We start from the raw sequence: 22,838 nt of genomic DNA on the forward strand, positions 1-22,838 counted from the left end.
AATACAGGATATCGAAACCGGCGCGGCGTCTCAGCTGCGCCGGTTTTTTCGTATCACGCCTTCTTGCGCCACGCTTGCGATAAGCCGGCCTTCACGGTTGAAGATGCGTCCGCGATTGAACCCCCGGCCGCCACCGGACCAGGGGCTGTCCGTTGCATAGAGAAGCCATTCGTCCGGACGCGCGGGGCGATGAAACCATACCGCATGGTCCAGGCTGGCGCCCGTAAGCTCGTTTCGCGCCCAGCTCAGGCCGTGGGGAAGGGCCGCCGTGCCGAGCAGCGTGTAATCGCTCGCATAGGCGATCACGGCGCGATGAAGCGATGCATCGTCGGGCAGGGGTGCGGCGGCGCGAAACCAGGTGTAGGCGCGGGGCGGTTTCTTTCCCGGTGTCATCCAGTGCAATTCGCCACTCGTTCGCATTTCGATCGGGTTGGGGCGGCTCATCCATCTGCGCTGGGCGTCCGAAAGGTCGGTCATGGTCGAGAGGAATTTGTCCCGCATTTCGCGATCGGAGGGCAGGTCTTCAGGCGCGGCAACATCCGGCATGGGGCTGTCTTCGTGCTCCAGCCCTTCTTCGGGGCGCTGGAAACTGGCCGTCAGGTTGAGGATGGGCGACCCCTCCTGGCTGGCAACAACGCGCCTGTTTGCAAAGCTGCGCCCGTCGAAATCCGCGGCGACCTCATAATCGATATTCGTCCCCTCGCGTCCACCGCGCAGGAAATAGGCGTGGAGCGAGTGGGCCTCCATGTCTGCCGGGGCCTGCGCTTGGGCGGACTGGAGCGCCTGAGCGACGACCTGGCCGCCGAATACCCGCCCCACGCCGCCGGGCTGCTGACTGCCGCTATAGGCATGAGAGCCCGCCGGTTCGACGGTCAGGAGGCGGACAAGGCCGGCGACGAGTTCTTCTGGAGTTTTGGTCATATCTGCGTCGCGCGATGTGCTTGCCGTTTACGCAAGCGTCAAGAAAAAGGCGGCGCGACCATTATCGCACCGCCCGTTTCCGCGACTTCTTCGCTTTAGCTTCAGCCTCCTGCCAGAGCCGCCAGCAGCAGCAAGGCCACGATATTCGTGATCTTGATCATCGGATTGACAGCCGGACCCGCCGTGTCCTTGTAAGGATCGCCGACCGTATCGCCGGTCACGGCTGCCTTGTGCGCTTCCGAACCCTTGCCGCCGTGATTGCCGTCTTCGATGTACTTCTTTGCATTGTCCCATGCGCCGCCGCCTGCGGTCATGGAGAGTGCAACGAAGATGCCGCCGACAATCACGCCGAGCAACAACGCGCCGAGAGCCGCAAAGCCGTTTTCCTGCCCTGCGATGAGCGTGATCAGGAAGTAGACCACGATCGGTGCGAGCACTGGCAGCATGGAAGGAATGATCATTTCCTTGATGGCGGCCTTGGTCACCAGATCGACGGTGCGCGCATAATCCGGACGGCTGGTGCCAGCCATGATGCCCGCGTCGGCAGCGAATTGATCGCGCACGTCCTTCACCACGTCGCCCGCAGCACGGCCCACGGCGGTCATCCCCATGGCACCGAAGAGGTAGGGAAGCAGCGCGCCCAGCAGCAGGCCGACGATGACGTACGGGTTCTCAAGGCTGAAATCGACGTCGGCAGCCGGGAAATATTCGGCAAGGTCGGTGGTGTAGGCCGCGAACAGCACCAGCGCGGCAAGCCCCGCCGATCCGATGGCATAACCTTTGGTAACAGCCTTGGTAGTGTTACCCACCGCGTCGAGCAGATCGGTCTTTTCCCGAACACTTTCGTCGAGACCGGCCATTTCAGCGATGCCGCCCGCATTATCGGTGACCGGACCATAGGCATCGAGCGCCACGACCATTCCCGCCAGCGCCAGCATTGCAGTGGCCGCATAGGCGATGCCCATCAAGCCTGCCAGCTGATAAGTAACGATGATGCCAGCCACGATAAGGATCGTCGGCAGCGCGGTCGATTCCAGGCTGATGGCGAGACCCTGGATCACATTCGTTCCATGGCCCGTTTCCGAAGCCTTGGCGATCGAGCGGACCGGGCGATAATTGGTGCCGGTGTAATATTCGGTGATCCAGATGATCAGGCCGGTGATGGCAAGGCCCACGATGGAGCAGTAGAACAGCGCCCAGCCAGTGAAGGACTTCACCTGTTCCGACACGCCTTCTTCCGATACCGGAGCGCCCGGATCGACATTGACTGGCGCGCCGCCGATGACCGTGTCCAGACCGCCCAGCGCGACATGGATTGCCACGCCGATGAGCGGGATCGACAGGATCGCAGTGATTACGAAGCCCTTGTACATCGCGCCCATGACATTCGTGCCGCCTTTCGACAGCTTCACGAAATAGGTACCGATGATGCTAGTCACGATGCACGCCCCGCCGATCAGCAGGGGGAGCGCCATCATCGGCAGCAGCAGATCGCCGAGGCCCTTGAGCAGCAGCGCGGTGAGAACCATCGTCGCACCTACAGTGACAACATAGGTTTCGAACAGATCGGCGGCCATTCCGGCGCAGTCGCCGACATTGTCGCCCACATTGTCGGCAATGACGGCGGGATTGCGCGGATCGTCTTCGGGAATACCCGCTTCCACTTTGCCGACGAGGTCGGCGCCCACATCGGCAGCCTTGGTGAAGATACCGCCGCCTAGCCGCGCGAAAATCGAGATCAGCGATGCGCCGAAAGCCAGGCCCACGAGACCGTCGATTACCTCGCGGCTGTTGGCGGCATGTCCGACGGGGCCGACAAGATACCAGAAGAACACTGCAATCGCGAGCAGGGCGAGGCCAGCCACGAGCATGCCGGTGATGGCACCTGCGCGAAAGGCGAGGGTCAGGCCCTGCTGCAATCCGCTTTGCGCGGCAGCAGCGGTGCGGACATTGGACCGCACCGAGATGTTCATCCCGATGAACCCAGCCACACCCGACAGGATCGCGCCGATTACGAAGCCGATGGCCGGAATGATGCCGAGAAAGACGAAGACCAGAATGGCGACGACTACGCCGACGAGTGCGATGGTGGTGTACTGTCGCTTGAGATAGGCCTGCGCGCCTTCTTGAATGGCCGCGGCGATCTCCTGCATTCGCTCATTGCCGGCGCCTGCTGCAAGCACCTGGCGACTGGTGACGAAGCCGTAGACGATGGCGAGTAAACCCAACCCAATGGATATGATGACTAGATCCACGAAACTCTCCCCTCCTGCTTATATGTATCGCGTCCAGTGGGAGACACCGGCGTAGCGTGGAGGAAAGGTATAGGCGGCATGCAATTGCTGGCAAGTACCTTGCCGCGCACTGTTCGGAAGGCCTGAACTTCCGATCGGGTAATGTCAGTGCGTATAACCCAGTGCGCCGGACGGAGGCGCACCATCGAGAAGGATGGGGTCTGCCCCCTTCTCGAGGACGCGGCCGATGGGGGTGGCCATGTGTTGGCGCTCCAGCCCTTCCGGCCCCGTACACAGCATGACGTAATCGTCGCCCCACCGCAAAGCGTCTTCCAAACGGCCGTTGGGAGCGAGCGGCGCGATTTGATCGGAATTGAGAGCCAGGGTCATATTACTGGCGGCAGCAATCCGCGAAGCATCGAGCAATAGTCCATCCGATACATCCATCATCGCGGAGACATGCGGTGCCAAGGCTGTCCCAAGTTCCAGCTGAGGAACCGGGCGGCGATATGCGGTATCGTCGCCCTCCAAATCGTCACGTATGGCTTCGAAGCCCAGCATGGCCCGGCCGATCTCGCCACCAAGATAAACTACGTCTCCAGGTTTAGCCCCGCTCCGTGATGGGACCGGCGTGTGAGTTGCCCGTCCGATCGCCGTGCAGCCCCATACGCGCCTTCCCTCGGCGCTGACCGTGTCTCCGCCTATTAGCGGGACGTCATAGGTTTCCAGGATTTCGCCGAGGCCGGTTACGAACCGATGATCGTCGGTTCCGAGCATCTGGGAAATCAGCACGCCCATGGGCTGCGCGCCCTTCGCCGCGAGATCGGAGAGATTTACAGCCACCAGCTTCCAAGCGATATCGGCGGGATCCTGCCCTTCGAAAACGTGGACGCCTTCGACCATCGTATCGTGCGTGAGTACCAACGTCTCTCCGCCAAGATCGATGACGGCGGCATCGTCTTCTAAACCCCGCGCGGCCGGTGTGGTGGCGAGGGCTTTCAGCGCGGAAATGAATTCGGGCTCAGTCACAAAGACCCTCTATCCGGTCGTCCCGAGCTCGTCGAAGGAATGTCTGCTATTGCTCAGCGGTGCAGATCAATCGGTCAGAGTCCAAGAATTGGAATATGGCGGCCAGAAATCAGCGTCCGATTTCCTTTGCCACCGCGTCGAGAATGCCATTCACGAACTTCGCCTCGCGATCATCGAAGAACGCTTTCGCCACGTCGACATATTCGCTGATCGCGGCAGCCTTTGGGACATCGCTGCGGGCCAGAAGTTCGTAGCTGCCTGCGCGCAAAATCTGAAGCATGGTCTTGTCGAGCCGCGCAAGCGTCCAGCCTGAAGCTAGGCGAGCGGTGAGGAGGTCGTCGATCTCGCCGCGACGGGCATCGACACCTTTGACCAGATCGTCGAAGAAATCCACGTCTGCATCGGCATATTCTTCGTCCTCGATAACCTTGCCCAGGCGATGCTGATGGAACTCGTTCAGCAGTTTGGCGGTCGCGGTGCCTTCCATCTGTTGCTGGTAAAGCGCCTGCACCGCCCCAAGGCGGGCAGCGCTGCGTGACTGGGACTTTGGGTTCTGGCTCAAGAAAGCCTCCTGGAAATCGAAAGGGCGTGCGCGGGAAGACCTTCGGCCTCGGCAAGCCGAACGGCAGCGGGCCCGATAGCCTTGAGCGCTTCGTCGGATGCTCCGATGAAACTTGTGCGCTTCATGAAATCGAGAACCGACAAGCCGCTGGCAAACCGAGCGCGGCGGCCGGTCGGCAACACATGGTTCGGTCCGGCGATATAATCACCTACGGCTTCGGGGGTCATGCGGCCGAGGAATACACTTCCGGCATGGCGCAGTTTGCGGAAGAGCGCTTCGGGATCGGCTGTTGCGATCTCGACATGTTCGGCGGCGAGCCGGTCGGACAGCGCCGGTGCTTCGTCGAGGCTGTCCACCAGCACTACAAGGCCGTGGTCATCCCAGCTGGTGCGGGCGGTTTTTGCAGTGGGCAAGTTGAGGAATTCGATGTCGATCGCATCCATCACCTGCGATGCGAGCCCGCGGTCATCGGTGATCAGGATCGATTGACTGGTAGGGTCATGCTCCGCCTGGCTGAGAAGGTCCGCAGCCAGCCATTCGGGCTGGTTATCCTTGTCGGCAATTACGAGGATTTCGCTCGGCCCGGCGACCATGTCGATACCGACCACTCCATAGAGCTGGCGCTTTGCCTCGGCGACCCACGCATTGCCCGGGCCGGTGACCACGTCGACCCTCTTGATACGGTCGGTACCATAAGCAAGCGCTGCAACGGCCTGTGCACCGCCAACGCGGTAAATCTCATCCACGCCCGCAATATGCGCGGCGGCGAGAACGAGATCATTGACCTCGCCCTTTGGCGTAGGCGTGGTGACGACCAGACGCTCGACCCCGGCAACTTTGGCGGGAATGGCGTTCATGAGTAGTGAGGACGGATAGGCCGCACGTCCTCCGGGGACATAAAGGCCCGCTGCCTCTACTGCACTCCAGCGCGCGCCAAGGCGCATTCCGATATCGTCTGTGTAATCGCGATCTTCGGGTAACTGACCCTCGTGATAGGCGCGAATGCGGCTGGCGGCGGTTTCCAGCGCGTCTCGAAGCTCTGCATCCAGATTATCGTAGGCTGCCTTGCAGGCGTCTTTCGAAATCGACCAGTCTTCGTCGTTGGAAAGATTATGGTGATCAAAGCGGGTGGTATACTCTACCAGAGCCTTGTCCCCTCGTTCGCGCACTTCGTTGAGAATGGTGGATACGTCGCGGTCGACTTGCGCATCGCTTTCGCGCCGGTCGCGCACGACCTTGGCGAATTTCGTCTCGAAGTCGGCGTCGCTGGTCTTGAGAAATTGCATCAGGCCGCGCTCCGTTCTGCGCTGATGGTGCGGAAGGACTCTACCAGTTCGCTAATGCGAGGATCGGTCTTGAGCGCCGCACGATTGACTATCAGGCGCGCGCTGATGTCCATGATCTTGCTAGTTTCAACCAGTCCGTTCTCGCGCAGAGTCGTGCCGGTGGAAACCAGATCCACGATCCGGCCCGCAAGCCCCAGTTCGGGGGCGATTTCCATCGCGCCGTTCAGTTTGACACACTCGGCCTGAATGCCCTGCTGTTCGAAATGGCGGCGGGTAATATTGGGGTATTTCGTGGCGACGCGCAGGTGGCTGGCACCATTGGTTGCTGTTGCGCCCTTCGGTTCGGCGACAGATAGATGGCAGTGGCCGATATCGAGATCGACCGGTGCATACAGCTCTGCATAATCGAATTCTTCGATCACGTCGGACCCCACAATCCCCAGCTGGGCCGCACCATGCGCCACGAAAGTCGCCACGTCGAATGCGCGCACGCGGATCAGGCGCATGTCCTCACGCGTAGTGGCAAACGTCAGCGAACGGTTCGCCTTGTCGTGAAACGCGTCTTCCGGCACGACGCCCGCGCGCGCCATGACAGGCAGCGCTTCGTCAAGGATGCGCCCCTTGGGGATGGCGAATGTAAGACTGTCGATCATAGCGCAGCGGCAGATAGGGATACGAGGCGAAAAGGGCAACGAGTATGGGTACAAGCGCGGTCATGGATATCGTTTCGGTGCCGAAAGCCATCGAATGGCAAGCCGAGCATGCGGAACAGGCAGGAGCACCGGGTACTGCACAGGTGGTGCGTGGGCTGATGGCGCTCGAAACAAGCGACGCGGCGACCGCGCGCCGCATCTTCAATTGGCAGGGCCTATCACTGCGCGACGCCATGCCGCTTCGGATCGCCGCGGGTATCCATAACCTTCTCCTCACCGGTAACGAGCCCAGGTTGGAGGACGTTTATGCAGGCCGGATGCAATCCCAGGACGATGTGGATCTACTCATCAGGGAAGTTGTTGAGGCCCACGATGCGCAACTGATGCCGTGGCTCGACGCTCCGCCGCAAACGAACGAAGCTGCCCGTTCGGCCAGTTTTGCGGCCGCCTTGCTATGGCTGGCCAATGGACGGACGACGTCCAAGTTCGAATTGCTGGAAATTGGCGCGAGCGCCGGCATCAACACGATGATGGGGCGATATCGTTATAATCTGGGCGGGGTACCGGTGGGGCCGAGCGGAAGCCGGATGGTCATTGAACCGGAATGGCGTGGATCACCTCCGCCTGCGGTGGAATTCGGTTTCGTCGATGCGAGGGGGAGCGATGTCGCACCAGTTGACCTCACCGATGAAGCGCAGGCGCTGAGGCTGAAAAGTTACGTCTGGCCGGAAGCGATGGGGCGGATGGCCCGGATCGATGCCGCAATCTCGCTCGTCAAGCGAATGCCGCCCGAAATCGAGCGCATGGATGCTGGCGAGTGGGTGGAAAGGGAATTGGCGCGTGAACCGGAGGAAGGTGTCACGCGGGTACTCGTGCATTCCATCATGTGGCAATATCTTCCCGATTTTACACAAGAGCGGATCGAGAACGCGTTGCAAGCTGCGGGCGCAAGGGCGACTGCTACCGCTCCGCTGGCCCATGTTTCTCTGGAGACCAATCGAGAGACTTTCGCTCACGAATTGTCGGTCCGCTATTGGCCGGGTGGCGAACAGACAGAGCATCTTGCTAATGCCCATCCCCATGGTGCCTGGATCGAGTGGCTGGACTGATCAGCCGTCAATCGGCCTGCATTTTCTCCATATACCCGTTGGCGACCATCGCGGCGACCTGATCGAGCAATTGATTGGGCGTACGCCGCGCTTCTCCCATCGCTTCCTCCGTCCCCTCTGCAACAATGACCTCGCGCTGGTTCGATGCAATCGCATTGACGATGCGCTGTGCGGCGTCGGCGGGCGGGATGCCGTTGTCGATCGCGCGATCGCTGCGATCCCGCCTGGTTCCGTCGCCATTGAGCGCGTTGCGGCTTACATCAGTTGCGACCGAACCCGGACAGACGACATGAACGTCGATTCTCTTCTGGGATAATTCTGCGCGTAGTGCGTCGGCATACCCGATAAGGCCGTGCTTGGCCGCGCAATAGGCAGTTCGCAGCGGAACGCCGACTTTGCCTGCGATGGATGAAATGAAGATCAGCTTCCCCGACCCGGATTCGAGCATGTGCGGGAGGAGGGCCTGGGTGGCCGCAATCTGCGAAACGAGATCGATATCGATGATATCGCGAAAGACCTGCATGTCGGTGTCTATCGCGGCGCTCCGCTGGGAAATGCCGGCATTGGCAACGAAGATATCGACCCCGCTTCTCCACCCGGTCGCCTTGCGTGTGGCTTCCAGCATTGCCTGTTCGTCACGCACATCGAACGGCAGGGTGAGCGTTTCGGTCTCCAGCCTTTGGGCGATAGCGGAAAGCCGGTCGTGATCGCGTCCCGAGAGAATGATGAAGGCCCCCCGGTTCGCCCACTCTTCGGCGAGCGCAGCGCCGATGCCGGACGAGGCCCCAGTGATCCAGACTGTTTGACCTTCGAATTTCATGTTCGTTTCCTTATGGATAGGTAACGGTATTCGGCTCGCCGTCAGGCAAGGGAATGAATTCTTCCTCGTCTCCGGGCACGATTGGAAACCGCCCCTTCCGCCAGTCTTCCTTGGCCTGCTGGATACGTTCGCGGCTCGAGCTCACGAAGTTCCACCATGCATGACGTTCGGTCTGAAAGGCCTCACCGCCAAGCAGGATCACGCGTGCGCCGGTGTCGCTTGCCAACGTCATGTCCCGACCCGGCTGGAGTACCGCCAGTTCATAAAGCTTGAGGTCGATCCCATCGACGCTGGCCTCGCCATGGACCAGCATGACGGCGCGTTCGTCGACATCGTCTTCTAGGGGGATGGCGCCCCCGGCGCCCAGTATGATTTCGGCATAGATCGTACTGGCGTAAGTCGTGGTCGGCGCAGTTTCTCCCCATAAGCTGCCCATGATCACGATAGCCTTGGCACGGCCATCCTCGATCACCGGGAGAGCGTCCACCGCCTCAAAGGCAGGGTCTATTTCTTCGCGCCCGTCAGGCAGGGCGAGCCATGTTTGCATGCCGTATAGCTTCGGCCCGGCCTCGCGTTCCGCATCCGGCGAACGCTCGGAGTGCACGATGCCCTTTCCCGCGGTCATCAGGTTCACCTGCCCCGGACGGATGGTGGAGAAGGTGCCCAGACTGTCACGATGGTCGATCGCGCCTTCGAACAGCCAGGTCACGGTGGCAAGATTGATATGAGGGTGAGGGCGCACCTCCATCCCCTTGCCCAGATCGAGGTGGGCCGGGCCGAACTGGTCGACGAAGATAAACGGCCCCACCATCGAACGCTTCTTCGAAGGCAGAACCCGCCTTACCTGAAACTGCCCGAGATCATGGGTCGTGGGCGTCAACGTCAGTTCGAACTGCCTCATTCCCCGTCGAGCTCCTCGTAATGGCGGAAAATGCCGTCCTCGTTGAAGGGCAAGCGTTTCTCACTCGCAAGATAGGTAGCCACGCCTTCGATCTTTGCGACCGCATCTCGGGCCGCGACCAGGTGCGGATAATCACCCTCCATGGATTTCATCCGGCGAGGGAAAGCATACCGCAAGCCTTCGATCAGCTGAAAAATCGAGGTGTCTACGTGAGACCATTTTTCGCCCGCGGCAAAAGGCCCGTCGATCTTGCCATAGGCCGTTTCGAAGTGATCGAAATATTTGGGAATACGTTCTTCCCTGAACGACTTCGCAGCCTGCGCTGCAGCCTCCCGCTGATCGTCGTAATAGAGGCCACCGGACACAGGGTGGTGCGTGTCGTGGACCTCGGCAACGATGTCCGTGATGGTCAGCTGTAGCTGGATCAGATGCAGATCGTTCCTGCTGTCGCCAGTGCCGAGATCATGCCGTTCTGTCAGCCAGGAACAAATATGGGCAACCTGGGCGATGGCAAAATTATCGTCGCGATCGACAAGATAGGGCGGGGCAAAGGGAGCAAACTGGCCCGACTTCTCGCGTCCCTCCATATCCTCTACCAGCGCCTGTGCGTCTTTATCGCGCGCCCGGTCGCGCCAAGCGATATCGGCAGCGGCCATGAACAGCCGGACGAATTCTCCGCGGCCCTGGATCGAAGGCCAGTACCACAGATCATAGGGTGCCTCGCTCATGGTGTGGGCGCCGATGCTTGAATTGCCAATGCATGCACCCGGTCACCCGGAATGTCCCCCAGCGCCCGGTTAACTGCCCGCTGTCGTTCGACGCGGTTCAAATCGGCGAAGGCAGGGGCTTCGATAACAACCGTAAAATGGGATTCCCCGCTGCCATCGTCCCCGGTATGCCCGTGGTGTTTGGCGCTATCGTTTATTACATCGAGCCGGGTAGGGCTGAACGCCTCGGTTAAAAGGCGTTCCATTTCCTGCTGGACCGTTTCGGCCATCCGCTGAATTCTCCTAGTTAAAAGGTCTACATCTTGTCGGGGGTTTGCATCCGGCAAATCCTTCACCATTCTAGAACGAATGCGCCAGTCAAAGTTTCACGGAAGATATGAAGATAGCGGCCGGGTATGCGATCACCCCGCTTGTGACGAGCCCGGCGAGTTCCGTGCGCCGGGCAATGGCCATCGGTTCGATGGGCCCGGTCAGTGGCGCTGGATGTGTCTCGAACACGTTCGCGAATTCAACGCTGGTTACGATTGGTTCGAGGGCATGAGCGCGGAAGAGATCCTCGACGCACAAGGACCGGTGAGCGGCTGGCGTACCGAAAGCCCAGGCTTCCGGCCAACCGCAGGCGTGGATGGAATGCCGCGCTGGGCCGACTACACCGATCCTCTCGATGCGATCTCGGCCCGCGCCAGCGGGATCAAGAGCCGCGCCCGACGCGAAGCGGAAATGGCCATGGATGGGAGGTTCAGCCGTGAAGAGGCAGAGGCACTCGAAGTGATGGGACTGGGTACGAACACTGACAAGAGCAGGCTTCGCCGGCGATATACGGAACTAGTTCGGCGCTATCACCCGGACCGCAACGGTGGTGACCGCCAGTACGAAACCCGGCTCAATCGCGTGGTCGAGGCCTATCAGACGCTCAGGAAGTCTCGCGCAATCGTATAATTTAGAGTTTCATTGAACAATCGCGCTACGGGACTGTCTTCGCACTTGCGAAACGCGCTGGTTTTGTCTTGGGTATTCCAACCATGACAGGCGCGTTCGTTCTCAGCATCAATATGTTCGTTGCCGCACTGTTTGCGGTCGCTTTTGCTGTAGTTGCCTCCACCAATCCCACCGTCCGGGGCGCGCGATGGCTTTCGGCGGGGTACGGTGTAGGTGTTCTCGACGTCGCTATGGAATTCAGCCTTCCCTGGCTGGTCAATGCGGACCTTGCCGTCTTCACCATCTATATCGCCTACCTCACGGCACTGACTTGCGGGGTCATAGGTGTGGCGACGCATTACGGGGCAGTGCCGCCGAAACGCGAAATCGCACTTATCTGGATCATGGCTGTGGCGCTGATTCCGGCGATGATGGTTCTGCCATACGGTTCTGGCCCAAGAACTTTGCTATACCAGATGCCGTATATCGGACTGCAGTGCTTGATGACTTTGGTGGTCCTGCAATCCAGTCGCAGAATGGCTCTCGACAAGCTCCTGATCGTCGTGAGCTCGATGGTTGCCGGAACCTATGTCGTCAAAGCTGTGGTCGCATGGAAGATCGGCATTGCGAGCGGACCGCAAGGGTATCTGTCTTCGGACTATGCGGCAATATCGCAAACTCTCGGAGCTGTATTTCTAATCGCCCTGGCACTCGTCCTCCTGCTCGTAATCATGCGCGATACGACTATTGAAATGGTCGTTCGGTCGGAAACCGATCCGCTGTCCGGACTGCTGAACCGGCGGGGCTTTGCGAAATATGCCGAAAAGTCCGTTCGGCAGGCGCAAAGAACCAACGTCCCGCTTTCGCTGGTCACGGTCGATCTCGATCGCTTCAAGGCCATCAACGATAGCTTTGGTCATGCCGCTGGAGACATGGTCATCGCGGATTTCGCAGACCTTTTGGCGACTTCGGTGAAGGGTAACGACCTGGTCGCTCGTATGGGCGGGGAAGAATTTGCAATTCTTCTGCCGGGGCGCGACGCCGAAGGTGCGCAAGTTGTCGCTGAGGAGATCAGAGGATCCATTGCCACACGCCTGCCGAAGCGGCTCGACCTGGAAGCACCGGTAACGGCATCTTTCGGAGTGGCCGAATTGAACGGGACCGACGAACTGGCCGACCTAAGCCGAAGATCGGATCAGGCGCTATACCAGGCCAAGGCGACCGGGCGCGATCGAATCTCGATTGCAGCTTCGTAGAGTATAGCCCGTTTTTGCAAGGGTAACGCTGTTCGATGGTAGCCAAAAGTATCTTGAAATCATCAGGATGCCGGTTTGCCAAGGTCGGCAAGTTGCCATACGACCAATTTAGCTGCCCATCGCGGGGGGTGCTCTTTTCATGGGGAACCGGCGCAGAGGTTTTTCATTTCGCTGGTTGGAGCCGCAATAGATGTCAGACGATACAACTCGCCCGGGACTGAAGTCTTCCCACCAAGCCCATCGTGCCATTCACCCTTCCGACACGCCGAGAGAAGGCTTTGATGGCGCTACCGGCCTCCTGTTCGAGCAGGCAATGGCGCAAACGCGCATGGCTGTGTGTCTCACGGACCCCCGGCTTGAAGACGACCCGATAATTTTCTGCAACGAGGCTTTCGAGCAGCTCACTGGATATCAGCGTGACGAGATCGTGGGTCGCAACTGCCGCTTTCTTCAGGGTCCCGATACGGATCAGGCGCAGGTGGCCAAGATACGCGATGCCATCCGCGAGGAAAGCGTCGTGGTGGTCGAACTACTGAATTACCGCAAAGACGGCTCAAGCTTCTGGAACACGCTCCACCTTGGTCCGATCTATGACGAGGAAGGAAACCTAAGGTATTTCTTCGGCAGTCAGTGGGATGTTACCGATATTCACCAATCACGCGCGGAAGAGCGCCACGCGAAGGCGATGGCCCGTGAAGTTTCCCACCGTCTCAAAAACGTGTTCGCCGTGGTTGGCGGAATCGTAAATATTACCGGGCGGTCGATGGATGCGCGGCCCGTGGCGAAAAAGATCAACGACCGTATCCAGGCCCTCGGTCGCTCCTACGAACCTACGCTGGATGAAGCCGCACTCGGCACGATCCATGTCGGGCAGGCGATACGGTCTGTTCTGGCGCCGTACGATCCCGAAGGGGACAGGTTCGTATTCGAAGGAAATGGCGTTCGGACAGAACCCAATGCGATCTCGGCAATCGGGCTAACGCTGCATGAGATGGCCACCAATGCAACGAAGTATGGCGCGCTATCAAATCGTGATGGGACGATCACCGTTTCTTGGAAACATACCAAGGACAAGATGGACAACTCGGCGCTGGAAGTGAGCTGGATCGAGCGCGGTGGGCCGCGAGTGGAGAAAGAACCGGATAGCGATGGCACCGGGTTCAATATTGCAAAGACGCTTCTCAAACATGCTCGCGGTATTCTTGAAACCGAATGGCCAGCGGAAGGGCTGGAGGCGCGCATTCTCGTTCCCATAACAAGAAGGTCTGTATGAGCCTCACCTACCTGGTTCTCGAAGACGAACCGCTGATTGCCATGGACCTCGAGTTCGCCTTCGAAGACATCGGGCATCGCGCCGTCGTCGCGGTGAACAATGCCGAGGCGAGCCGCGCCATATCGGACCATCAGATCGCTGGCGCGGTGCTCGACGTGAGCCTGGGCGATGGCGAGACGTGCGAACCCACCGCGCGAGTGCTGAGCGAACAGAAAATTCCCTTCGTTCTGCATACGGGCGATCTCGATCGCGTGGGAGAGCACTTGCGAGAGCTCAACGCCCCCGTCCTACCCAAGCCGCAAGCGGCGGATGATGTCATCGGCAAGCTGGTCGGAATGTCCAAAGAGGCCTGATCAAGGGCCCCAGCGCGGTCAATCCTGGCGGAAAGCCCAGCGCAAGGTTCGCGCCGTTCCCCATGTCATAGCCCGCGCCGATAGCGCGCCCAGGGCCGGCCGTTTCAACCCGAGCATCGATCGGGCGAAGGGTGGTAGCAGCGTGACGCTTTCGCTCACGATCGCCTTCTGCAGGGCGGGCGGGGCGCCTTCCGGTTTGATGGAAACCACGAACTGCGCCACCTCGCGTGCCTGCGGGCTGGTCCGCAAATCCTCCCGCAACTCGCGGAAAATCGCCTCCGCTTCCCTCCGGTTGGTGGGAATGGGATCGGCACCCAGAGCCTCCGCTACAGTTGCGAACTGGCGATAATATTCGTCCTGCTCGTGGCCCGGCATGTCGGGCCGCGTCACGCGCATATAGCCGGCAAGGAAGCTGGTGGCCTCTGCCACGTGGACCCAGGCCAGCGTGCGCGGATCGGTGGCGGAATAGGATGAACCGTCGGGGAGGGTGCCTTTCACCTGCCTGTGGATGCGGTTGACCCGCTCGATCGACTGCATCGCAACCTCGCGATCGGCAAAGGTCGTATCGGTGATGAAATGCGCCGTCCGGGCCAGCCGCCCGTGCATGTCGCTGCGGAAGTTGGAGAAATCGAGCACGCCCTGCAACGCATGCGGATGCAGCATCTGCAGGAACAGCCCCCGCACGCCGCCCACCATCATTCCCACCACATCGGCGTGGACCATGCGGATCGGGCTGTCCTTTTCGAACAGGGCATCGTCCGACGCGGGGCGCGGCTGGGCCTGTGCATTGCCCTCGTTGAAGGCGGCGCGCACATTGCCGATTATCCGCTGGCGTAGAAATTCGAGGGGATCGGGGCGATTCACAAACCCAATATAGGCTTGGCGTTGCCAAGATAAATGCCTAGGTCGGCAGGGCGATGAACGATATGACTGACAAGAGCTTCGAACCTTCCGAAAAAACCGTACTTCCCGCGCCCGACATCGAAGTCGATGTGCGCGAGACTTTCGGTATCGATATCGACTGGAAGGTGCCTGCCTTCTCCAAGCCCGACCCACGCACGCCCGACCGTGACGAGGCCTATGTGTTCGATGCGGACACCACGCTGGCCATTCTGGCAGGGTTTGCGCACGATCGCCGCGTAATGGTGCAGGGCTATCACGGCACGGGTAAGTCGACCCATATCGAACAGGTCGCCGCGCGCCTCAACTGGCCGTGTATCCGCATCAACCTCGATGCCCATATCAGCCGTATCGATCTGGTCGGCCGCGATGCCATCGTGCTGCGCGACGGCCTGCAGGTCACCGAATTTCGCGAAGGCCTGCTTCCCTGGGCGCTCCAGCACCCGGTGGCGCTGGTGTTCGACGAATATGACGCGGGCCGCCCCGATGTGATGTTCGTGATCCAGCGTGTGCTGGAACAGCAGGGCAAGCTGACCCTGCTCGACCAGAACCGCGTGATCCGCCCCGATGCCAATTTCCGCCTCTTCGCCACCGCCAATACGGTCGGCCTCGGCGATACGAGCGGCCTGTATCACGGCACGCAGGCGATCAACCAGGGCCAGATGGACCGCTGGAACATCGTTACCGCGCTGAACTATCTCCCCGCCGAGATCGAGCAGGAGATCGTCGAGGCGAAGAACCCTGATACCGATCCCAAGGTGCTGGCCGACATGATCAAGGTGGCCGACCTTTCGCGCCAGGGCTTCATCAATGGCGATATCAGCACCGTGATGAGCCCGCGAACGGTCATCACCTGGGCGCAGAACCATGCCATCTTCAAGGATGTCGGCTTTTCCTTCCGCCTGTCCTTCCTCAACAAATGCGACGAGGAAGAGCGCATGCTGGTTGCCGAATATTACCAGCGCGTCTTCGGCGAGGATCTGCCGGAGAGCGTGGTCGGCAAGAGTTAAGGTTGCCCGTACTATGCATAGCTGTGTTATTAAGGTAGCACAGTAAAAGCATGGCCCTGTTCGATTCCATCTTCCGCAAGCCGCGTCCCGAGCCGGAGCCGTCCGCGCATCGGGGCTATTATGCGCTCCACGACGATTGGGACGATGACGACCCATGGGGCGACGGGGACGATGGAGATGACGACGGCTGGGGCGATCGGCTGGACGAGGTCGATCGCGCCGTCGCCGCCGAAGAACGCAAGCGGCTGAAATGGTGGCAGCGCGACCATTGGCTGGGCCGCCGCAAACGCTGGTGGATCGTCCGCATCCTGGCCGCGCTGGTGGCCCTGTTCATGGTGCTGATGGCCTGGCTGGCGATTACCGCGCCGCTCAACAAATCGCTCGAACCGATCGCCGCGCCGCAGATCACGCTGCTGGCATCCGACGGCACGCCCATCGCCCGCAACGGGGCCATCGTGGACGAGCCGGTGGATATAGACACGCTGCCGCCGCATGTGGTCGAAGCCTTCCTCGCGATCGAGGATCGCCGGTTCTACGATCACTGGGGCGTCGATCCCCGCGGTATCGCCCGCGCGGCCTTCACCGGCACGGGCGGCGGCTCCACCATCACCCAGCAGCTGGCGAAATTCACTTTCCTGACGCCCGAACGCAGCCTGTCACGCAAAGCGCGCGAGGCGCTGATCGCCTTCTGGCTGGAGGCGTGGCTGACCAAGGACGAGATTCTCGAGCGGTATCTGTCCAACGCCTATTTCGGTGACAATGTGTACGGCTTGCGCGCGGCCAGCCTCCATTATTTCTATCGCAAGCCGGAAAACCTGCTGCCCAATCAGGCCGCTATGCTGGCGGGCCTGTTGCAGGCACCCAGCGCCTATGCGCCCACCCGCCATTACGACCGCGCCGAGAAACGCATGCAGCTGGTCGTCCAGTCGATGGTCGCCGCAGGCTACATCACCGAGGCGGAGGGTCGGGCCATGCGCCCGCCGTCTCTCGACGTGCGGCTGAAAAGCGATCTGCCGACCGGCACCTATTTCGCGGACTGGGCCCTGCCCGAAGCGCGCAAGGCTTCGGAAACGGGATATTCGCGGCACACGCTGACCACCACGCTCGATGCCCGCCTGCAGAACATCGCCCGCCGGGTGACGAGCCGCGCCCCGCTGGGTGAGGCGCAAGTTGCGCTGGTCGCGATGCGTACCAATGGTGAAGTGGTCGCCATGATCGGCGGCAAGGATTACGAGAAATCGCCCTTCAACCGCGCCACGCAGGCCAAGCGCCAGCCCGGATCGACCTTCAAGCTGTTCGTCTATCTCGCGGCGCTGCGCGATGGCTGGGACCCGGATGACACGATCAGCAATCGCAAGATCGAAGAAGGCGGCTATCGGCCCGAGAATTCGGGCGGCCGCTATTCCGACAGCCTGACGCTGCAGCAGGCCTTCGCTCAATCGAGCAATGTCGCCGCCGTGCGCCTGTTCGGGGAAGTGGGCAGCGAAAAGGTGATCGAGACCGCGCGCGATCTGGGTGTGACTTCGCCGCTGACCAAGGGCGATCCCAGCATGGCGCTGGGTACGTCCACCATGAGCCTGCTTGAACTGACGGCAGCCTATGCCGGGGTTGCTGGCAACGCCTTTCCGGTCGAACCGCGGGCATTTGTCGGGCCGGAGAAGGGCTGGTTCGAACGCATGGTCGATGGGCCTTCCAGCCTTTCGGATTCCACTGCCCGGAAGATGGAGCAATTGCTAGGCGGCGTGATCGATGCGGGTACGGGGCGCAGCGCGAGACTTTCCGTACCTGCTTTCGGCAAGACCGGCACCACACAGGACAATCGCGATGCGGTCTTCGTGGGCTATGCCGGCGATCTGGTCGTGGGCGTGTGGATCGGCAACGATGACAATACCCCGCTCAAGGGAGTGTCGGGCGGCGGCATGCCCGCGCGCATCTGGCGCGATTTCATGAGCCAGGCACTGGGCACAAGCGCTGCCCCCAACCGTCCAGCGCCCACCGATCTTCCCGATCCGGGCGGGCCGGTCGAACCGCTCGACGTGCCCGATCTCGGCGATATCCCGATCGGTGACGGCAATTCGCGCGTGCGTATCCGTGACGGCGAGGCCATCTTCACCACCGAGATCGATGGCGTGCCGGTCGACATTCGGGTCGGCGAAAACGGCATCGGTGTGGACGAACAGGCGATCGAGCAGGCGCGACGCGCGGCCGAGCAACGGCGCGAGGAGGCCGAACAGAATTACGAGGATATAAGGCGCGAAGTCGAACGCCAGCGAGAGCTTGAAGGCAATTAGCTTTCGGGCGCGGCCATCAGCACATTCATCACTGCTGTTGCGATGGGGCGCGAACGATCGTCCTGCCACGCCTCGACCGTAAGGTTGGCGCTTCGCCGACCCAGCTTGGTGATGCGGCCCTTTGCAAAGCTCGTCTGGCTTTTACCGGCAGCAAGATACTGAACCGTGATGTTGATCGGTTTCAGGATCGCTACCCGCTCGATCCGCGCCAGTTCTGCACGCAGAGCGGCATAGCCTGCGGTTTCCAGCAAGCCACCGGTCGCCCCGCCATGGAAATGTTCTGGCCGCCCTTCAACGGCTTCGACGAAATCGACCCGCATGATCGGCGCGCCATCTTCCCATTCGGACAGCTCTATGCCCAGCGAACGGGAATAGGGCGTCAGGATCTCGATGTCCGGAGTGTCTGACGCATCAGCCATCGGGCAGCTCCCGCTTGGCCCCGCCGCCGATCTTCATGAAAACCGCCTGGATATGCGCCACTGGATCGTCGGCATCGCCGTCATGCGCAAGCCCGCGCACGAAAGCCGCGCTGCGGGTGATCCGGTAGCATTGCGAGCGGCCGAACACCGCCGCCCCGGCGCGGGCAGGGCGCACGTAATCCACGCGCAAATCCAGCGTGGCGATGGGTTCGAAACGGTCCATGGCTTTCCAGATCGCGATCCCGCTGGCCATGTCCATCAGGCTGAGAATCGGACCCGAGGCGAGAACATGCTGGCCTTCCTCGCCCAGCAGGTCTTCGCGCCATGGGAGTTCGAGTTCCACCCAGTCATCGCCATGGTCGGTATAGCGCAGGCCGAGCCATCCAGGATGGCCGCGACTGGTCAGGAACGGCGTCGCCGTTGCCGGGTCGAAATTGGGTTGGTTCACGCTATCATTCATTTTTCAGTCACTTGCGTTGGCGAACCCATGTCGTTCTGTCCGCGAACTCCTGCGGCATTCAGCGCTTGTTGTCCAACTTCAAATGCGAGCTTTGTGGGCGCGTTTCGCGGTCCTGATTTACAAGAGAGAAGATGAGGCTGTGGGTAGAAAGCCGAGTTGGGGATTATCACGCTTGATGACCGACTTTGGGCAGGAAGCCGACGGTCCTGTAATTGCGGTAGGCGGGCACTTAACGGTCGCAACACTGGCAGTCATCCGGTTCCAACATTCAACTGGTGGACACGAAAGGATTCAACACGAGGGTGCGGGGCCGAACTTCAGGACGCGCTCACCTGGCCGGACGGTTTCTATTTCCAACGCGATCAGACCCTCCGATATCAGGGTGCCGAGGGGTTCTGCTTTCCTACCGTTACTCCTTCCAGCCTCAAGCCTTCGTCGGGCAGGACGATCCCGAAGGTCGCAGCGAATTCCTGCGCCCGGTCGCCATAGAACCGGCCCGCGAGACTCCCCTGCGCGGAGCCGAAAAGCGCCTCGAACGTGGCAGTAAAACTGTCGATGGAACCAGCAAAATCGAATCTGCCGAAATCGCGCGTCGTGCCATTCAAGTCGGTCGCGACCGGGGCGAGGCTTCCCGTCAAACCCATTGATCCGAAGTCTACCTGCATCGTGGAAGAGCCCCGCACTGACGAGAGCACCTGCGTGCCGTCGGTCACATCGCCGAACAGCGCACCGGTGTAGCTTGCAGTACCGGTCTGCGGGAGCTGGTCGGCCGGGGTCGCATTGCCGAAAGCGAAATAAGACAATTGCTGGTCGACCAGATCGCCCGCGCCATCGGTAATCGTTCCGAGCGAGCGGACGAAACTGGTATAGGACAATTCGATGGACTGCGTGCTGCCGTCGAACAGAGCGAATTCGTATGTTGCCGCCTCGTTGTACGCCAGCGGGACCCGAGTTTCGTAGGCTATCAGATCCGGTGCATCGCTGGCGGGCGCACGGTCTTGCGGTCCGAACCCATCGCTGAAACGACCGAATACCCGGTAGGTGCCCGCATCGGCATCGAAAATGATATGTTCGCCGATCGGCGCCTCTGAAAATTCGGGAGTCGGATCGGGCAAGTCGACCACCCGGCGCACCGTCTCTAGCCGGTTCGTTCCAGTCAGATTGGCGAGTGTATCGTCCGCGGCAACATCGGGAAGCTCGAACCCGGCGAATGCAAGGCTGATGAACAGCCCGCGGGCATCGCCGATCATGGTGCCACCAATCTCGGTGGCATCGGGCCCGTAGAACTGTCCATTCAAGCTGCCGGTGTACGTGCCCGTCACACCCGATGTGGCGGCGAAGGTTCCATTCGTGAACAGACCGTCCGACCCGATCGCTGCGCTGCCGCGTATGGTTGTCGAACCATCGGTCGAGCTGAGCGGCCGCCCCCCGCGCTTGGAGTCGCCCGTTTGGCCTTGCAGCTCGAGCCGCCCCGTTCCGAAGTCAATCAATGCCGACCCGGCGCCCCACATCTTAAGGGGCACATCGGAAATGCTCGATGCGCGATTGCCTCTGAAGGTCAGAGAATAGGCGGCGTTTCCAGTGGTCGGGACGACATCGGCTGTGCTGGGAATGCCAAAAACGAAGTCGGCCAACTGATATTGAAGGCTCATGGTCGGGCCATCACTCGTGACCTGAAATAGCTGCCCCAGTTTCACGAACTGCGGATCGGTCAACCATTCGGTTCCGAAGCCGAAATAGAGGTCTAGCGTGCTCCGTGTCTCTCCGGCGATGCGCTGGTAGCTCACTTGGTTGGACGATGCGAAGGTGGCGTCTTCGCTCCGGAATCCGAAAGGTTGCCCCTCCAGCTGGAGGAGGATGCTGCCGGGTACCGAATTGTTGCTAATGGCGCCGGCTTCCACCGTCACGCTGGCGCCGGGCTGAGGGCTGCCGCCCGAATAGGTTATCTGCGTCGACGCGGACGTAGTCTCGTACGGATTTGCTCCGATCGGCGAAGTGATCGGGCTGACGGGAGGCGGGGTCGGCGTAGGTGTCGGCGTTGGTGTGGGCGTAGGCGTAGGTGTCGGAGTAGGCGTGGGCGTGGGCGTTGGAGTGGGCGCAGGCGTTGGACTGGGTGTCGGCGCCGGTGAAGGTGTTGGAGTCGGCGCGGGAGTCGGTGCAGGTGTCGGGGTGCTGACGGGCGGCGGCGTACTGGCGACCGGAGGCGATCCTCCGCCCCCTCCGCACCCGGCCAGACCGAGTGCCAAAGTAATTAGCGATGCCCGTGTGACTAAACGCTGAGTATTCACCGACCTAATTTCCCCCTAACGACCACGCCAACCGAATCGTCAGAACGCGGCGCTAATACCAACTTCGGCACTAAGCCTCTGATAATCGTAAATTCCGACAGTGGAAGTATTCTTTTCCCAATTGAAGCCAACTGTGGGGGCGAAGCGATCCACGCGCAGTGATCGGAACGTGCCCGCAACGCCCACTTCGAAACGATCGTCGATCCGCCGTTGGGGATAGAGAAACAGCCGCCGGTCCGCTTCGAGATGGCCGTAGCTAGCATCCAGGACTAGCGTTACCGAACCAACTTCGCGGAATGTGTATGCCTGCACGTCCCCCGAAGCATGCGAATATCCCGGGTCCCGGGCCACCTGGCGGTCCGCCGACACGCGCAGGCCTCCACCAGAGCGCGCGCTGAAGGCCCTGTCAACGCCCAAGGCCAGACCGAGGCGATCACTGTCGCGCAGATCGTTCTTGCGGTCGTTTGCGACATTTCCGGTAAGGTCAGCCGTCAGCCGTGTGCGGGGGTCCATCGGGTGGCGGTAATTGATCGAGACTCCATAGCTGGTCAGATAGGGCTCGCCGCCGAACCAGCGTTGGCTGGCGAGGGCAGACAGCGTAATCTCGTCGGCACCCGATTTCATCTGCGGCCCAGCCTGCACCGACAGCGCGTAATCGTTGAAAGCGTCGTCTTCGTAGACCCGCGCCTGTCCGTTCAGCCGATAGAGCATGTCGAGCTGCGATCCCACCCTCTGCCGGTAATAGGCCTGCGCGCGGGCGAAAGCGCCGATCCCGCTAGTCGCGCGGGCATTTTCGGAAAGATCGAAATCGCCGATGATAGTGGACAGTGTGTCGCTGCTCGTCGCGCGGTTAATATTGGTGTCGGGCGCGAACCCGACTTCGAGATTCGCTCCAAACGGCTTGCGGCTTTCGAGCGCCAGCGTGTAGAATCGGAGCAATCGGTCCACTTCGGCTGGCACGCCGGCAGCCTGCGCCGCGCGTAGTTCACGGCCTGCCGCCTCGTAATTGCCGAGTATCACCTGAATCCGCGCGAGTTCAATTCGCACCCGGGAGGCATCGGGTTGTTCGTCGAGGATCATGCGCAGAAGCACCGCAGCATCGACCGGCCGGGCGACATCATCGGCCAGCATCAGCGCCAGCCGGAAGCGCGCCTCCGTCCGCAAATCGATCTGAGGATGCTCGGCAAGTGCTCGATATACTTTTTCTGCCACATCGAATTGCCGGCGCTCTCTGGCATCGTTTGCGAGCGAGAAAAGCTCGGCGGGGGTAAGGTTGCGCGAAAGACTCTCACCCCCGGACTGAGCGAAGACGATCGCTGCCGGTGCCAGCATCGCAAGTGCGAATGTGCAGAGTGCGCTGAGTATTCTCGCTATCAAGATAATGCCCCCACGGCCCGACGTTCCAGAAACGAAGTTTGCCGCGTCGG

Annotated in this window: 23 protein-coding genes; 8 read left to right on the forward strand and 15 right to left on the reverse strand. The window is 60.9% G+C overall.

Features of this window, described 5'->3' with window-relative positions:
• Positions 1 to 30: 30 nt before the first annotated feature.
• From ACYQ0G_RS00070 to hisG, 6 genes are all read right to left on the reverse strand, one after another.
• Positions 31 to 921, reverse strand: a complete 891-nt coding sequence (locus tag ACYQ0G_RS00070; protein ID WP_460098088.1) for an acyl-CoA thioesterase — start codon at positions 919 to 921, stop codon at positions 31 to 33.
• Positions 922 to 1,022: 101 nt separating this feature from the next.
• Complete coding sequence (locus tag ACYQ0G_RS00075) at positions 1,023 to 3,176, reverse strand: sodium-translocating pyrophosphatase (RefSeq protein ID WP_460098090.1); 2,154 nt, start codon at positions 3,174 to 3,176, stop codon at positions 1,023 to 1,025.
• Positions 3,177 to 3,320: 144 nt separating this feature from the next.
• On the reverse strand, positions 3,321 to 4,184 hold the full coding sequence (gene thiL, locus ACYQ0G_RS00080; RefSeq protein WP_460098092.1) for a thiamine-phosphate kinase: 864 nt from the start codon (positions 4,182 to 4,184) through the stop codon (positions 3,321 to 3,323).
• Between the two features lie 109 nt (positions 4,185 to 4,293).
• Positions 4,294 to 4,746 (reverse strand): transcription antitermination factor NusB, encoded by a 453-nt coding sequence (gene nusB / locus ACYQ0G_RS00085; protein ID WP_460098094.1) that lies wholly within the window; start codon positions 4,744 to 4,746, stop codon positions 4,294 to 4,296.
• Positions 4,743 to 6,032 carry a histidinol dehydrogenase gene (gene hisD / locus ACYQ0G_RS00090; RefSeq protein ID WP_460098096.1) on the reverse strand — a complete coding sequence of 430 codons (1,290 nt, stop codon included), beginning with the start codon at positions 6,030 to 6,032 and terminating at the stop codon, positions 4,743 to 4,745. The genes nusB and hisD overlap by 4 nt, the downstream gene beginning before the upstream one ends.
• Entirely contained in the window at positions 6,032 to 6,685 is a 654-nt protein-coding gene (hisG, locus tag ACYQ0G_RS00095) for an ATP phosphoribosyltransferase (RefSeq protein WP_460098097.1), read from the reverse strand. Before hisG ends, hisD begins: the two co-directional genes overlap by 1 nt.
• A gap of 44 nt (positions 6,686 to 6,729) precedes the next feature.
• Between hisG and ACYQ0G_RS00100 the strand changes: the two genes are divergently transcribed.
• Positions 6,730 to 7,794, forward strand: coding sequence for a DUF2332 domain-containing protein (locus ACYQ0G_RS00100; protein ID WP_460098098.1), 1,065 nt, complete (start codon positions 6,730 to 6,732; stop codon positions 7,792 to 7,794).
• Positions 7,795 to 7,801: 7 nt separating this feature from the next.
• On the opposite strand, the gene ACYQ0G_RS00105 is transcribed toward ACYQ0G_RS00100, so the two are convergent.
• Genes ACYQ0G_RS00105 through ACYQ0G_RS00120 form a run of 4 tightly spaced genes read right to left on the reverse strand, consistent with a single transcriptional unit; the run spans position 7,802 to position 10,512 of the window.
• Positions 7,802 to 8,614 (reverse strand): SDR family NAD(P)-dependent oxidoreductase, encoded by an 813-nt coding sequence (locus tag ACYQ0G_RS00105; protein ID WP_460098100.1) that lies wholly within the window; start codon positions 8,612 to 8,614, stop codon positions 7,802 to 7,804.
• A 10-nt stretch (positions 8,615 to 8,624) separates the two neighbouring features.
• Positions 8,625 to 9,515 carry a pirin family protein gene (locus ACYQ0G_RS00110; RefSeq protein WP_460098101.1) on the reverse strand — a complete coding sequence of 297 codons (891 nt, stop codon included), beginning with the start codon at positions 9,513 to 9,515 and terminating at the stop codon, positions 8,625 to 8,627.
• On the reverse strand, positions 9,512 to 10,243 hold the full coding sequence (locus ACYQ0G_RS00115) for a glutathione S-transferase (RefSeq protein WP_460098102.1): 732 nt from the start codon (positions 10,241 to 10,243) through the stop codon (positions 9,512 to 9,514). Before ACYQ0G_RS00115 ends, ACYQ0G_RS00110 begins: the two co-directional genes overlap by 4 nt.
• Positions 10,240 to 10,512 (reverse strand): BolA family protein, encoded by a 273-nt coding sequence (locus ACYQ0G_RS00120; RefSeq protein WP_460098103.1) that lies wholly within the window; start codon positions 10,510 to 10,512, stop codon positions 10,240 to 10,242. The genes ACYQ0G_RS00115 and ACYQ0G_RS00120 overlap by 4 nt, the downstream gene beginning before the upstream one ends.
• 79 nt (positions 10,513 to 10,591) lie before the next feature.
• On the opposite strand from ACYQ0G_RS00120, the gene ACYQ0G_RS00125 reads away from it, so the two are divergent.
• The 4 genes from ACYQ0G_RS00125 (at position 10,592) to ACYQ0G_RS00140 (ending at position 14,043) form a co-directional block, all read left to right on the forward strand.
• Entirely contained in the window at positions 10,592 to 11,182 is a 591-nt protein-coding gene (locus ACYQ0G_RS00125; RefSeq protein ID WP_460098105.1) for a J domain-containing protein, read from the forward strand.
• Between the two features lie 83 nt (positions 11,183 to 11,265).
• On the forward strand, positions 11,266 to 12,417 hold the full coding sequence (locus tag ACYQ0G_RS00130) for a GGDEF domain-containing protein (protein ID WP_460098106.1): 1,152 nt from the start codon (positions 11,266 to 11,268) through the stop codon (positions 12,415 to 12,417).
• A 190-nt stretch (positions 12,418 to 12,607) separates the two neighbouring features.
• Entirely contained in the window at positions 12,608 to 13,690 is a 1,083-nt protein-coding gene (locus tag ACYQ0G_RS00135; protein WP_460098107.1) for a PAS domain-containing protein, read from the forward strand.
• Positions 13,687 to 14,043: a response regulator gene (locus ACYQ0G_RS00140; protein ID WP_460098109.1), complete on the forward strand. Its 357-nt coding sequence runs from the start codon at positions 13,687 to 13,689 to the stop codon at positions 14,041 to 14,043. The genes ACYQ0G_RS00135 and ACYQ0G_RS00140 overlap by 4 nt, the downstream gene beginning before the upstream one ends.
• 18 nt (positions 14,044 to 14,061) lie before the next feature.
• Here the strand turns inward: ACYQ0G_RS00140 and ACYQ0G_RS00145 are convergent, their stop codons facing one another.
• Positions 14,062 to 14,907, reverse strand: coding sequence for an oxygenase MpaB family protein (locus ACYQ0G_RS00145; protein WP_460098111.1), 846 nt, complete (start codon positions 14,905 to 14,907; stop codon positions 14,062 to 14,064).
• A 53-nt stretch (positions 14,908 to 14,960) separates the two neighbouring features.
• On the opposite strand from ACYQ0G_RS00145, the gene ACYQ0G_RS00150 reads away from it, so the two are divergent.
• Both ACYQ0G_RS00150 and ACYQ0G_RS00155 read left to right on the forward strand, forming a co-directional pair.
• Positions 14,961 to 15,953 carry an AAA family ATPase gene (locus ACYQ0G_RS00150; protein WP_460098112.1) on the forward strand — a complete coding sequence of 331 codons (993 nt, stop codon included), beginning with the start codon at positions 14,961 to 14,963 and terminating at the stop codon, positions 15,951 to 15,953.
• Positions 15,954 to 16,003: 50 nt separating this feature from the next.
• Positions 16,004 to 18,244, forward strand: coding sequence for a transglycosylase domain-containing protein (locus tag ACYQ0G_RS00155; RefSeq protein ID WP_460098114.1), 2,241 nt, complete (start codon positions 16,004 to 16,006; stop codon positions 18,242 to 18,244).
• On the opposite strand, the gene ACYQ0G_RS00160 is transcribed toward ACYQ0G_RS00155, so the two are convergent.
• The 3 genes from ACYQ0G_RS00160 to ACYQ0G_RS00170 all read right to left on the reverse strand — a co-directional run bounded on the left by ACYQ0G_RS00160 (position 18,241) and on the right by ACYQ0G_RS00170 (position 21,030).
• Positions 18,241 to 18,663 carry a PaaI family thioesterase gene (locus tag ACYQ0G_RS00160; protein WP_460098115.1) on the reverse strand — a complete coding sequence of 141 codons (423 nt, stop codon included), beginning with the start codon at positions 18,661 to 18,663 and terminating at the stop codon, positions 18,241 to 18,243. The two genes, ACYQ0G_RS00155 and ACYQ0G_RS00160, sit on opposite strands and share 4 nt — an antisense overlap.
• Positions 18,656 to 19,123, reverse strand: coding sequence for a PaaI family thioesterase (locus tag ACYQ0G_RS00165; RefSeq protein ID WP_460098117.1), 468 nt, complete (start codon positions 19,121 to 19,123; stop codon positions 18,656 to 18,658). The genes ACYQ0G_RS00160 and ACYQ0G_RS00165 overlap by 8 nt, the downstream gene beginning before the upstream one ends.
• A gap of 377 nt (positions 19,124 to 19,500) precedes the next feature.
• Entirely contained in the window at positions 19,501 to 21,030 is a 1,530-nt protein-coding gene (locus ACYQ0G_RS00170; RefSeq protein ID WP_460098119.1) for a transferrin-binding protein-like solute binding protein, read from the reverse strand.
• 88 nt (positions 21,031 to 21,118) lie between these two features.
• Here ACYQ0G_RS00170 and ACYQ0G_RS00175 point away from each other — a divergent pair, with 88 nt between their 5' ends.
• Positions 21,119 to 21,403 (forward strand): hypothetical protein, encoded by a 285-nt coding sequence (locus tag ACYQ0G_RS00175; protein WP_460098120.1) that lies wholly within the window; start codon positions 21,119 to 21,121, stop codon positions 21,401 to 21,403.
• A gap of 47 nt (positions 21,404 to 21,450) precedes the next feature.
• On the opposite strand, the gene ACYQ0G_RS00180 is transcribed toward ACYQ0G_RS00175, so the two are convergent.
• On the reverse strand, positions 21,451 to 22,743 hold the full coding sequence (locus ACYQ0G_RS00180; RefSeq protein WP_460098121.1) for a surface lipoprotein assembly modifier: 1,293 nt from the start codon (positions 22,741 to 22,743) through the stop codon (positions 21,451 to 21,453).
• Positions 22,744 to 22,838: the final 95 nt, after the last annotated feature.

Source organism: Qipengyuania triglochinis (assembly GCF_054655615.1).